The organism is Streptomyces sp. A3M-1-3 (assembly GCF_024213665.1).
Classification (GTDB): Bacteria; Actinomycetota; Actinomycetes; order Streptomycetales; family Streptomycetaceae; genus Streptomyces.
On sequence record NZ_JANAVP010000027.1, the window covers coordinates 41,845 to 54,427 of the forward strand.

Below are 12,583 nucleotides of genomic sequence, written 5' to 3' on the forward strand. Positions count from 1 at the left end.
CTGGGGCTGGCGGTCCTCGCGCTTCCGACCATGCTCATCGCCATGGACCTGACCGTGCTGCACCTGGCATTACCCACGCTCACGGCCGACCTGCGGCCCGGCAACACCGAGTTGTTGTGGATCGTGGACATCTACGGCTTCCTCATCGCCGGCTTCCTCATCCCCATGGGCGCGATCGGGGACAGGATCGGCCGCCGGCGGCTGCTGCTGATCGGCGCGGCCGCGTTCGGAGTGGCCTCGGTGCTCTCGGCATTCGCGGCCAACCCGACGATGCTCATCGCTGCCCGGGCGCTGCTGGGCATCGCGGGCGCCACGCTGATGCCCTCCACCCTCTCCCTGATCCGGGTCATGTTCCAGGACCCCAAGCAGCAGGGTGCTGCGATCGGCGCCTGGACCGGCTTCTTCGGCCTCGGTACGGTGATCGGCCCGCTGGTCGGCGGGACCTTCCTGGAGCTCTTCTGGTGGGGCGCGGTCTTCGTGATCGGCGTTCCCGTGATGGCGCTGCTGCTCGTCCTCGGCCCGATGCTGCTGCCTGAGTACCGGGACCGATCGGTCGCCCGTCCGGACCTCATCAGCGCCGTCATGTCCGTCATCGGCATGCTCGCCCTGATCTTCGGTCTCAAGCGGATCGCCGAGAGCGGGCTGGGCCTGGAGTCGGGCGTCCCGATCGTGTTCGGCCTGGTGCTCGCCATGCTGTTCGTGTACCGCCAGAGCCGCCTGGCCCAGCCCCTGGTGGACCTCAAGCTGTTCAGCAACAGCCTGTTCGGCACCGCGCTGGGCATGCTGGTGCTCGCCACCCTGCTCTCCGCCGGACTGCAGTTCTTCGTCATCCAGTATCTGCAGCTCGTTCGGGGCCTGTCCCCGGTCCAGGCCGGGCTCTGGTCGCTGCCGATCACCCTCGGAGTCATGGTCGGCGCGATGGGTGGGCCGGCGCTCGCCGGGCGGGTGAAGCTCAGCAATCTGCTTGCCGGGGGCCTGGTGGTCTCCGCGCTCGGCATGGTGATGCTGACCCGCGTCAGCGGCCCCTCCGACCTGTTCCTCGCGGTGGGCGGGACGGCCGTCATCGGTCTCGGGCTCGGCCCGATGATCTCGCTCGGCACCGGACTGATCGTGGGTGCGGCCCCGCCCGAGCGGGCCGGTGCCGCGTCCGCGTTGGCCGCGACCGGCCCCGAACTCGGCAGCGCGCTGGGGGTCGCGGTGATCGGTAGCGTCGGCTTCGCGGTGTACCGGTCCAACCTGGCCGACCGGCTCCCCGATGGGCTCTCCGCACGGGACACCGACGCGGCGAAGGACACCCTCGCTGCCGCGGTGGACACCGCCCGCGGGCTTCCCACCGAGGTCGCCGACCGATTGTTGGCGGTGGCCCGCGACTCCTTTGTACAGGGCCTCCAGACGACCGCGGTCGTCGGTGCGGTGCTCGCCCTGCTGCTGGCAGCGGCGGCCGCGACCCTGTTGCGCAACGCCCAAATGCCGGGTCCTCCGCCGGTCACGGAGGCGGACGACACGGCGAAGCCTCTAGAGAAAGCGGACAACTGACGTGCCGGACACGAGCTCTGCGACCAACGCGGTCCAGACACCTGTGGGTGTCTGGACCGGCCTGGTGCGCCACGACGACGAGACCGACTCCTACACCATCTCCTTCGCGCCGGACGGAACGATCGCGCTGCGCACGTCCGTCACCGTGGGCACCGGGACCTGGGTCGCCGGGGAGGCGGGGAAATTCTCCTACGATCTCACCGAGACCTTCACCCCGGCGAGCGGCCGCGCGGGGCGGGTACAGGCTCACGTCGAGGCCCACATCGAGGGGGCCGCGCACAGGGGAGTCGGCACCGCCCGGATCTACACCCCCGACGGCACGTTGGTGCACAGCGCCACGGCCGAGTTCGCCGGTGACCGAGTCGGTGACGCACCAGCCGACTGGCACGACGCCGCCGGCACGGCGTTGTGAGCCTGGGTACGCCGATCCGCGGACGCACGCTCCACCGTGGGGATGACGGATTCGAGGAGGCCAGCTCCGGCTGGCTGCTCAATGTCGAGCACCGCCCCTTCGCCGTCGTGATCGCCGCCGACGCCGACGACGTGGCCGCCGCCGTCCGATTCGCCGCCACGGCGAACCGGCCGGTCGCGGTGGAGTCGACCGGCCACGGCAAGTCGGTGGCCTCCGACGGGGCGGTGTTCGTTTCGACGAGGGAACTGCGCGAGCTCTCGGTCGATCCACGGGCCGCAACCGCCCGGATTGGGGCGGGTCTGAGCTGGGGCGAGGTGCTGACCGCCACCGCCGAGCACGGCCTGGCGCCGCTCTGCGGCTCCTCGGCCGAGGTCGGAGTGATGGGCTTCCTGACCGGTGGCGGACTGCCGCTGGCCTGCCGGGTTTCGCCGCGGACCGTGTCCGCTCCCTGGAGTTGGTCACGGCCGACGGCCGGGTCCGTACCGTCTCGCCGACCCGGGAACCCGATCTGTTCTGGGCGGTACGGGGCGGCAAGAGCAACTTCGGCGTGGTGACCGCGGCCGAGATCGACCTGGTGCCACTGCGGAGCGTCTACGCCGGCGAGCTCTACTACCCGGGCGAGGACCCCGCGTATGCGGCGCACGTGGTGCGGTCCTATCTGGCCTGGGCCAAGGAACAGCCGGAGGAGATGTCGTCCTCGGTGACACTGCTGCGGTTTCCTGACGCGCCGCACCTGCCCGATGAGTACCGTGGCCGGTCCTTCGTGCTGGTGCACATCGTCTGCACCGCCGACGAGGAGCGGGGCGACCGGCTGGTGGAACCGCTGCGCGCGCTCGCCCCCGAGAAGGACACCTGCGCCACGATGCCGTACACGCAGGTCACCGAGATCCATCACGACCCGAAGCACCCGGTCAGCGTGCACTTCCGCAGCGCGCTGCTGCACGAGCTCGACGACGTGGCGGTCGAGACGCTGGTCTCGTTCATCGATCCGGCGCTGCCCGGAGGACCGTTCCCCAACATCGAGCTGCGCCACCTGGGCGGGGCGCTGAGCCGGCCGCCCGAGCTGGCGCACGCGGTGGGCGTCAGGGACGCGCCGTTCCACCTGTGGATGCGGACGCCGACCCCGGACGGGACGGCGGACGAGGCGCGCCGGGTCTCGGACGAGGTGCTGAAACGGCTGAGGCCATGGGACACCGGCGACCTGCTGCCGGGGTTCCTGTTCGACCACGACTCCGACCCCGAGCGGGTCCGGAGGGCTTACGCGGAGCCGGACTACCGGCGGCTGACCCGCCTGAAGGCCGAGTACGACCCGCACAACCTGTTCCGCATCAACCACAACATCCCGCCCGTCTTCGACGGCGCGTGAAAGGGGGAATGGCCGGAATGTCGGTTACATCGGAGATACAGGCACCGCTGGTCGAGGCCGCCAAGCTGGCCGGGGCCCAGGCCGTGCAGGCCGACGCCGAGCGCCGGGTGAGCCCGGAGGTGATACGGGCAGTGGTGGACGCCGGGTTCGCCCGGTGGCTGGTGCCGACCCGCTGGGGCGGGGCCGAGCGCAGTTACACGGAGCTGACCGCCGCGGTGGCGAAGCTGGGTGAGGAGTGTTCCTCGACGGCATGGCTCGCCTGCCTCGCCGCTCATGCCGCCCGGTACGTGGCCTGTCTGCCCGAGCAGGGCCAGGCAGACATCTGGGGGGACGGCCCCGACGCGCTGGTGGCGGCCGTCATCAAGCCGCTGGGTACGGCGGTCGATGCGGAGGGCGGGTTCCGGCTCACCGGCTCCTGGACCTACGTCAGCGGCGTCGAGCACGCCGACTGGGCGCTGCTGACGGGCCCTGCCCCCGGCCCGAAGTCCGGCGGGCAGCCGATGAGGCTCTTCGCGGTACCGCGACAGGACTACACCTTCGAAGACACCTGGTCCTCCCTCGGCATGCGGGGCACCGGCAGCCACACGCTCGTCCTGGACGACGTGTTCGTGCCCGAGCACCGCGTCTGCCTGCGCGCGGACGCGTTCCGGGGCGCGACGGTGGGCCTGCCGGGGCGCCCCCCGCTGCCGAACCCCGCCGTGAGCGGGCTGACGTTCGTTGCCCCCGTACTGGGCGCCGCGCGTGGCGCGCTCGCGGCCGCGACGCAGTTCGTGGCGGTCGCCCCGACCGGTCCCCGGGCCGCCGCCGGCCCGTCCTACCAGGTGGACTACGCCAGGGCCGCCGGAGAGATCGACGCGGCCCAGCTGCTGCTGGAGCGGGCCTCCGCCGTCGTGGACGGTGGCGCCCTGTCCCCGGAGCTCGCACGCCGCAACCGCAGGGACTTCGCGCTGGCGCTCCAGATGCTGGTCGACGCGACCGACCGGTTGCTGAGGATCGGCGGCACCAGGGCCCAGGAGGACGGGCACCCGCTGCAGCGGTACTGGCGGGACGTGCACTCGGTCACCGGCCACGCGGTCATGCAGTTCGAGCCTGCGGGGATCGACTACACCCAGGGCCTCGTCGGGCCGGCCTGAAGGAGACGAACATGATCTTGATATCCGGAGCCACCGGGCACGTCGGCAGGCCGTTGGTGAACGAACTGCTCGCGGCCGGCCGAAAGGTACGGGCACTCAGCCGCGAACCGGTTGGGGCCGACCTGCCCGCCGAGGTCGAGGTGGCCGCCACCGTCGATCTGCCCCTGGACGGCATCGACTCTGTCTTCTTCGTCCTGGCCGCGTTCCCGGGGGGCTCCGCGGAACCGATCGCCCGGATGAAGGCGGCGGGGATCCGCCGCATCGTCGCCCTGTCGTCCTACTCGGTCCTCGACGACGACCCCAAGAACATGATCGCCGTGAAACACCGGGAGCTGGAGCGCCACATCCGGGAGACCGGTGCGGAATGGACGTTCCTGCGGCCCGCCGGAGGGTTTGCCGCGACCGCCCTGGAGTGGGCCGGGCAGATCAGGACCGAAGGCGTCGCCCGTTTCCCCTTCGGGGACGCGTGGACCGCCCCCGTTCACGAGCGCGACATCGCGGCGGTGGCCGCCCGCGCGCTGCTGACCGACGAACTAGTCGGCAAAACACCGCTGTTCAGTGGTCCGGAGTCGCTCAGCTACGCCGACCGGGCACGGATCATCGGCGAAGTGACCGGCGAGCCGGTCCGCTTCGCGGAGCTCACCCACGACGAGGCGCGGCAGGAGTGGCTCCGGGCCGGTATCCCCCCGCACGCCGTGGAGGCACGGCTGAGGATCTTCGCCAAGCTGGTTGGCACCCCGCACGAGATCTCGCCGGTCGACTCCTACCTCGGCAGGCCCGGGCTGAGCTTCGCCCAGTGGGTCGCCGATCACGCAGACACGTTCCGGAAGGGAACATCATGATTCTGGTAGCCGGTGCCACAGGCAACGTGGGCGGCGAGCTGCTGCGGCAGCTGCGTGCCGAAGGGGCCCCCGTTCGGGCGCTCACCCGGAACCCGGGGCGGGCCGCGCTCCCGGCCGATGTGGACGTGGTCGGAGGGGACTTCGCCACACCGGAGTCGCTGGTCAAGGCATTCTCCGGGGTGGAGGCCGCCTTCCTCATGATGTCCGGGAACGAGACCGCGGTGGTCGAGGAGGCGGCCCGCGCCGGGGTGCGGCGGATCGTGCTGCTCTCCAGCGTGGCCGTGGAGACCCGCCCGGAATCCCTGATCGGCAGGGTGCACCAGGAGGCCGAAAGCGCCATCGAGGGATCGGGTCTCGAGTGGACGTTCCTGCGTCCGGGCCAGTTCGCCTCCAACACCCGGGCCTGGGCATCGCAGATCGCCGAGGGCGATGTCGTCCGCACGCCGTTCGCCCGGGTGGGCCTGCCCGCCATCCACCCCGGTGACATCGCGGCGGTGGCCAGGACCGCGCTCACCGAGGAAGGGCACGTGGCCACGGTCTACTCGCTCAGCGGCCCCCGGGCGGTCACGCCCGTCGAGCAGGTGGCGGCGATCGGCGAAGCGATCGGCCGGAAGCTGCGGCACGAGGAGATCACCGCGGAGCGGGCCGGCGAGGAGATGGCCGCTTTCATGCCGGCCGAGATCGTGGCCGCCACCCTGGACTTCCTCGGCAGCCCCACCGCGACGGAGACTCAGGCCCTGCCCACGGTCGAGAAGGTGACGGGGAAGCCGGCGAGGACGTTCGCGCGGTGGGCGCGCGACAACGCCGACGGGTTCCGCTGACACCCAGGAAAGGGCAGGGTGCGCGACAGTGATGACCCAGCGCAGTTTCCGCGACGTACTGGGACGTTTCGGCACCGGAGTGGTGCTGGTGACCGCGGAGTCGGACGGCGGGCCGGTCGGCATGGCGGTGAACTCCTTCACCTCCGTGTCCCTGGATCCACCTCTCATCGCGTTCTGCGCCGCGCTGACCTCGACCACCTGGCCGGCGATCCGGGCGACGGGCGGTTTCGCCATTACGATCCTCAGCGATACGCAGGAAGAGGTCTGCCGGGCCTTCTCGGTACGCGACACGGACCGGTTCGCCGGCCGGGACTGGGCCCGGACCCCTGCCGGGCGGCCCACGGTGGTGGACGGACTCGGCTGGCTGGACTGCCGGATCAGGACCGTCCAGGTCGAAGGGGATCACGAACTGGTGATCGCCGAAGCGGAGGACTGGTCCGTCGGGGCTGACGCGAGGCCACTGATCTTCCATTCCGGCCGCTACGCCAGCCTGGAAGAGCGCTTGCACGCGGAATGAAGTCATCGAGAGTCATCAAGGAATGTCCGTGAGATGGGAGGGCTCGTGCTTCTTGTGACCGGAGCGACCGGGAACGTCGGTCGCCATGTCGTTGATCAACTGCTCACCTCGGGGGAGGCCGTGCGCGCCCTGAGCCGGAACCCCGCGGCAGCTCAACTGCCCGCGGGGGTCGAAGTGGTGGGCGGTGACCTCAACCGGCCCGAAACGGTGGAGCCCGCGCTGAAGGGCGTCTCCGCGCTGTTCCTGTTCCCCGCGCCGGGGGCCGCGGGTCCGGTCCTCCGGGCCGCGAGGGAGCACGGGGTGCGCCGGGTCGTCCTGCTCTCCTCCTCGGCCGTCGAGTTCAGCTCCGAGAGCGCCGACAACGCGGTCGTGGCCTACCACAGGGAGATCGAGCGGCAGGTCGAGGAGTCCGGGCTGGAGTGGACCCTTGTCCGGCCTTGCGGGTTCGCCGTCAACACCCGGCAGTGGGCACCGCAGATCCGCGCGGGCGACGTGGTGAGCGGGCCGTACGCCGGAGCCGAGATGGCGCTCATCCACGAGCGTGACATCGCCGACGTCGCCGCCCAGGCGCTGCTGACGGACCGGCACGTGGGCGCGAAGTACGTGCTGACAGGCCCCGAGTCGCTCACCCAGGCCGAGCAGGCCCGGCGGATCGGCATGGCCGTCGGACGCCCAGTGCGGTACGAGCAGGTGCCGCCGGACGTCGCCCGCGAGCAGATGATCCAGAGCCGGATCCCCGCCGACTTCGTCGACATGAACCTCACCTTCCTGGCGGAGCTCGTCGGTGTGCCGACGGAGATCTCACCGGCGGTCGAGCAGATCACCGGCCACCCAGCGCGCACGTTCGACCAGTGGGCCGCCGATCACGCGGACGACTTCCGGTAGGGGCGACGAGAGCCGTCGGAGGCCGTCGAGCCGGGTGTCGGTCCGCGCACACGGATCGGCACCAGGCCGCTCGCCGGGGCACGCGCGCCACCGGGTCGATGAAGCTCCCCGCCGTACCGGTACCCCATCCGTACGGAAAACGACATCACTTGTGTGCAGTTGCACGGCAGAAGAAGAGAGGTTTCCTTATGGAGGACGTAATCATCGCGGGCGCCGGCCCGACCGGGCTGATGCTCGCCTGCGAGCTGCGGCTCGCCGGGGTGGAGGTTCTGGTGCTGGAACGGCTCGCGGAGCTGAACAGCGAGTCACGGGCCGGCGGCCTCCACGCCCGGAGCGTGGAACTCCTCGACCAGCGCGGAATCGTGGACCGGTTCCTCGAGGTGGGTAGCGCGCAGCCGCTCGCGCACTTCGCTTTCATGCACCTGGACATCCAGGACTTTCCGACGAGACACCCGTATGCGCTCGCCATCCACCAGTCCCGGATCGAGCGACTCCTGGAGGAACGCGCGATCGAGCTGGGTGTACGACTGCGCCGGTCCGCCGAGGTAATCGACGTGCGCCAGGACGAGACCGGGGTCGAGGTGCACATCGCCGGGGCTGAGGGCACCGAACGGCTGCGAGCCGGCTACCTGGTGGGCTGTGACGGCGGCCGCAGCGTCATACGAAAGCTGACGGGCATCAACTTCCCCGGCACACCGGCCACGCTGACCGCGCTGCTGGGCGACGTCAAGCTCACCGACCCGCCCTCCGAGATCATCTTCGGCCCCGAGGGCCGGCGGGAGAACGGGACTTTCACGGTCTTCCACTCCGAACAACCCGGCATGTACCGGGTGATCACCATGGAATTCGACAAGGGCACGGATCGGGCCGCCCCCGTGACCCTGAAGACGCTCAGCGAGGCATGCGCCAAGATCGCCGGTACCGACTTCGGCATGCACAGCCCCCACCGGATCGACAGGTTCAGCGACGCCTGCCGACTGGTTGCGAAGTATCGCGAAGGGCGGGTCCTGCTGGCCGGGGATGCCGCGCACATCCATTTCCCATCTAGTGGACAGGGAGCGAACCTGGGGCTCCAGGACGCCGTCAACCTGGGCTGGAAGCTCGGCACGGTAGCGCGCGGGCAGGCCCCCGTGGAGCTGCTGGACACTTACGACACCGAACGGCGTCTGGCCACCGAGCGCTTGCTCAGCAACATCCGCGCACAGACCGCCCTCTGGCGTGCGGGCCCCCAGGTCGACGCGCTCCGCGAGGTGGTCGGCACCCTTGCCGGGTTCGAGGACGGTAATCGGTATCTGGGCGGCGTCATCAGCCAGCTCGACACCCACTACCCGGTGGGCGACGGGCATCCGGCCCTCGGCCGCCGGATGGCCGACCTCGACATCAAGTCACCCTCCGGGCAGGTACGCGTCTTCGAGCTGCTGCACGCCGCACGACCCGTGCTGCTCGACTTCACCGGCCGACCCGACCTGCGTGCCGCCCTAGACGGCTGGACGGACCGGGTGGACCTCGTTGAGGCGGAGCCCCAGGACGACCACTGGGCGTTCCCGGTGATCGGTGACGTCCCGGCCCCCGCGGCCGTGCTGATCCGCCCCGACGGCCATGTCGCCTGGACCGCGTCCGCCGACCCCGCCGGCGCGGCGGCCCTTCCGGAGACCGACACCGCGACCCTCAGGTCTGCGCTCACCCGGTGGTTCGGCCCCGCTCTTGTCTGATCGCCGACCGTTGTCCCGGAATGACGAACACCGGTCCCCGTACCTGGTCGATATTGCCCATTTGATTGGAGAATCGCGTTTCCATGGATGAACCGACGAATGATGTGGCGCGGAAGCCAGAAGACAGCGGTTCGAGCACGCTCCCTGCCATCGCCGATACCTCCTCGGGGTTCGCCGCACTGCTGCGGCTCGCCGACCTGGTGACCCCCATGGCGCTGAGGGTGGCCGCGGGCCTCCGGCTGGTCGACCACATGCAGAACGGCGTGCACGACCTCGCATCGCTCGCGAAGGCGACCGATTCCCATCAGGACACGTTGAGGAGGCTGCTCCAGCACCTGATCGCCGTCGACGTACTGGCGGAGTCCGAGCCGGACCACTACGTCCCCACCGCCGTCGGCGAGTTGCTGGCCCACAACCACCCCGCGTCCCAGGCGGGATGGCTGGACCCGAGTCACATGGTCGGGCGGGCGGACCTCGCACTCGTCCACCTCTTCGAAGCCGTACGCGACGGCGGTGCCGTCTACCAGCAGCAGTACGGCAAGGAGTTCTGGGACGAGATCTCGGACGATCCGACCCTCGGCGCCACCTTCTACGACCTGATGGCGCACGGCCAGCGGAGCGTCTTCGACCAGGTGGCGGAGGAACACGACTGGACCGGTGTGCGTCACATCCTCGATGTCGGCGGCGCCGACGGCGACCTGCTCGCCACCGTGCTGGCCAAGGAGCCCGGAATCAGCGCCACCCTGCTGGAGCTTCCCGGTCCGGCGGCCAAGGCGCGAGCGAAGATCGAGGAGGCCGGACTGACCGGCAAGGTCGGCGTGGTCGACGGCAGCTTCTTCGATCCGCTGCCGGTGAAGGCCGACACGATCGTCCTGTCGTTCGTTCTGCACAACTGGTCGGACGACGAAGCCGTGCGGATCCTGGGCCATTGTGCGGATGCGCTGGAGCCCGGCGGCTCCGTGCTGCTCATCGAGTGCGCCGACGAGTCGCCCTCCAAGCCGGATCCAGGCTTCACGAGCGCCGATCTCCGGATGCTGGTCTACTTCGGGGGGCGCGAGCGCACGCACGGCCAGTGGCAGGAGCTTGCGCTTGCCGCGGGCATGAGCATCGACTCGGTGTCGTCTGCCCTCGCCTACGGCGCACGCGTGATCACCCTCGTGAAATCGCCCGTCTGACGGTCTCGCCATACGGGCCGAAGAGGCCGGGTGGCCCGGGGGGAAATTCACCCGAGAGACAGCACCTGGGGCACGCGCTCCCTGCCCAAAATGGGTTCATCGATAATTCCTGCCTTTTTGCGGGGCCCGCCCTGAAGAAGCTTCGGCGTGGGCTCTTCCCCCATGCCGCAATTCACTGAGCTGCAACCTTTCACACCCCGGCATATGGGAAACCGGACGCCTTGGCCGAATGTGATCGGGGAGTTTTCTCCCTAGGTTGACAAGAAAAAGGCCCGGGTGGCACGGTCCGAGCGTCTGCAGAATCGGGACGACTCCACTCGGGGATCGGTCCGGAGCCGCCAGGCGGACCGGCGAAGCATATGAATACGCATATTAAGGAGTCACTCTGTGACAGCACCTCGCGGCGGCGCCCCCCTTTCGATCGGGGAGCTCACCGATGAGCAGTACGGGCAGATCATCAGCCCGGATGACGCCGAGTACGAGGCAGCGCGCACCGTGTACGCGGGTGACGTCGACCGCAGGCCCGCCGTCATCCTGCGGCCCAGGAATGCCGAGCAGGTGGCGCGCGTCGTGGCGCTGGCGCAGGAGACCGGGCTCCAGTTGGCCGTCCGCGGCGGTGGACACAGCGGGGCCGGGCACGGTGTCTGCGAAGGCGGCATCGTCGTGGACCTGGCCAACATGCGGGCGCTGGAGATCGACGTCGAGGCCCGTACGGCCTGGACCGAGGCCGGCATTTCCGCCGGCGAGTACACCGAAGCCGCCGCGGAGCACGGGCTCGCGACCGGATTCGGCGACAGCACCCAGGTCGGGGTCGGAGGCATCACCCTGGGCGGCGGCATCGGTTTCCTGTCCCGCAAGCACGGGATGACCATCGACGATCTGCTGGCCGCGGAGATCGTCACGGCCGACGGCGAACTACTGTCGGTGGACGAGCACCACCACCCCGACCTGTTCTGGGCCATCCGCGGTGGTGGCGGCAACTTCGGGGTGGCGACCCGCTTCAAGCTCCGGTTGCACGAGCTCACCAGCGTGTACGGCGGAATGCTGGTGCTCCCCGTGACCCCCGAGATCCTCGAGACCTTCATCGCCGAGGCCGAGGCCGCTCCCGAGGAGCTTTCCACGATCGTGAACGTGTGGACGGCACCCCCCTTCCCGTTCGTGCCCGAGGAGTACCACGGCAAGCCGATCATTCTGGCGGTGATGTGCTACGCCGGCCCCTCCGAGGCGGGCGAGGAGGTCATCGGCCGGTTCCGGGCGATCGTCCCGCCGCTGGCCGACATGGTGCAGTCCATGCCGTACCCCGGGATGTTCCCCCCGGCAGACCCCCTCATGCGCCCCGTCTCCGTGGCGCGCAACCTCTTCATCGACCGGGTCGACCGCGCGACCGCCGAGACCATCGTGGAGCGCGTCACCACCTCGAGCGCGATCGTCGCCGGGGCGCAGCTGCGAGTGCTGGGAGGGGCGCTGGCACGGGTCCCGTCCGACGCCACGGCCTTCGCTCACCGACAGAGCAAGATCATGGCCCACCTGTCCGCCGTCTATGCCGACCCGGCCGACGTCGACCTGCACGACACCTGGGTCGAGGAGTTCATGGCCGCCATCCGACAGACCGACCCCGGCTCCTACGGCAACTTCGTGGTGAACGCGGGGCCGGAACAGGTCCGGGAGGCGCTCTACCCCGGGGCCACAGGGGAACGACTCGCCCAGATCAAGGCGAAATACGACCCGACCAACCTGTTCAACTCCAATCACAACATTCTGCCCGCAACGTCGTGACAATTCACCGGCCGTGCGCGGCTGTGCTCCGGCAGCCGGCCGGGACCTGAGGGCGGTTGGCTCTCCGGGCCTGGTGGTCATCTTCTTCAGATGACGCCCCGGTACGACGCTCCACGTTGTCAGGAAGGGGACGCCGTTTTCCGGCGTCCCCTTCCTCATGTCCCCCTGAGTTCCCGGCCAGACGCCGTTTCCTCCCCTTGCTCCATCCCGGAATCCACAGTTGGCGCGATGAAGCAATAAGCGTTTTCAGCGACGCCTCTCCGGGGCGAGGACGGCTGCCGGAATAGTCGGCACGGCCGTCACCGACGCGGTCGCGCTCGGCGAGGAACCCACGCCCAGGTTCCAGATCCTCCGGCCTGTCCCCTCGCCGAGGACCAGCGGCCGGCCGCACCCGTACGCCAACTCTGA

General features: G+C 69.9%; 12 protein-coding genes. All 12 read left to right on the forward strand.

The window, feature by feature from the left end; all coding sequences use genetic code 11:
* The first annotated feature begins 30 nt into the window (after positions 1-30).
* The 12 genes from NLX86_RS26245 (at position 31) to NLX86_RS26300 (ending at position 12,175) form a co-directional block, all read left to right on the forward strand.
* Positions 31-1,536: an MFS transporter gene (locus tag NLX86_RS26245; RefSeq protein WP_374213963.1), complete on the forward strand. Its 1,506-nt coding sequence runs from the start codon at positions 31-33 to the stop codon at positions 1,534-1,536.
* Position 1,537: 1 nt separating this feature from the next.
* Positions 1,538-1,948, forward strand: coding sequence for a hypothetical protein (locus NLX86_RS26250; RefSeq protein ID WP_254374261.1), 411 nt, complete (start codon positions 1,538-1,540; stop codon positions 1,946-1,948).
* Complete coding sequence (locus NLX86_RS26255) at positions 1,945-2,502, forward strand: FAD-binding protein (RefSeq protein ID WP_254374262.1); 558 nt, start codon at positions 1,945-1,947, stop codon at positions 2,500-2,502. The genes NLX86_RS26250 and NLX86_RS26255 overlap by 4 nt, the downstream gene beginning before the upstream one ends.
* Positions 2,403-3,314, forward strand: a complete 912-nt coding sequence (locus NLX86_RS26260) for an FAD-binding oxidoreductase (protein ID WP_254374263.1) — start codon at positions 2,403-2,405, stop codon at positions 3,312-3,314. Before NLX86_RS26255 ends, NLX86_RS26260 begins: the two co-directional genes overlap by 100 nt.
* 17 nt (positions 3,315-3,331) lie before the next feature.
* Positions 3,332-4,447, forward strand: a complete 1,116-nt coding sequence (locus NLX86_RS26265) for an acyl-CoA dehydrogenase family protein (RefSeq protein WP_254374264.1) — start codon at positions 3,332-3,334, stop codon at positions 4,445-4,447.
* Positions 4,448-4,458: 11 nt separating this feature from the next.
* Positions 4,459-5,289: an SDR family oxidoreductase gene (locus NLX86_RS26270; protein WP_254374265.1), complete on the forward strand. Its 831-nt coding sequence runs from the start codon at positions 4,459-4,461 to the stop codon at positions 5,287-5,289.
* Positions 5,286-6,110, forward strand: a complete 825-nt coding sequence (locus tag NLX86_RS26275; protein WP_254374266.1) for an SDR family oxidoreductase — start codon at positions 5,286-5,288, stop codon at positions 6,108-6,110. Before NLX86_RS26270 ends, NLX86_RS26275 begins: the two co-directional genes overlap by 4 nt.
* Before the next feature lie 31 nt (positions 6,111-6,141).
* The gene (locus NLX86_RS26280) at positions 6,142-6,627 is read left to right on the forward strand and encodes a flavin reductase family protein (RefSeq protein ID WP_254374267.1); all 486 of its coding nucleotides are present in this window, start codon (positions 6,142-6,144) and stop codon (positions 6,625-6,627) included.
* A gap of 45 nt (positions 6,628-6,672) precedes the next feature.
* Positions 6,673-7,512 (forward strand): NAD(P)H-binding protein, encoded by an 840-nt coding sequence (locus tag NLX86_RS26285; protein ID WP_254374268.1) that lies wholly within the window; start codon positions 6,673-6,675, stop codon positions 7,510-7,512.
* Between the two features lie 188 nt (positions 7,513-7,700).
* Positions 7,701-9,224, forward strand: coding sequence for an FAD-dependent monooxygenase (locus NLX86_RS26290; protein ID WP_254374269.1), 1,524 nt, complete (start codon positions 7,701-7,703; stop codon positions 9,222-9,224).
* Between the two features lie 83 nt (positions 9,225-9,307).
* On the forward strand, positions 9,308-10,399 hold the full coding sequence (locus tag NLX86_RS26295; protein ID WP_254374270.1) for a methyltransferase: 1,092 nt from the start codon (positions 9,308-9,310) through the stop codon (positions 10,397-10,399).
* Between the two features lie 387 nt (positions 10,400-10,786).
* The gene (locus NLX86_RS26300; protein ID WP_254374271.1) at positions 10,787-12,175 is read left to right on the forward strand and encodes an FAD-binding oxidoreductase; all 1,389 of its coding nucleotides are present in this window, start codon (positions 10,787-10,789) and stop codon (positions 12,173-12,175) included.
* Positions 12,176-12,583 lie beyond the last annotated feature (408 nt).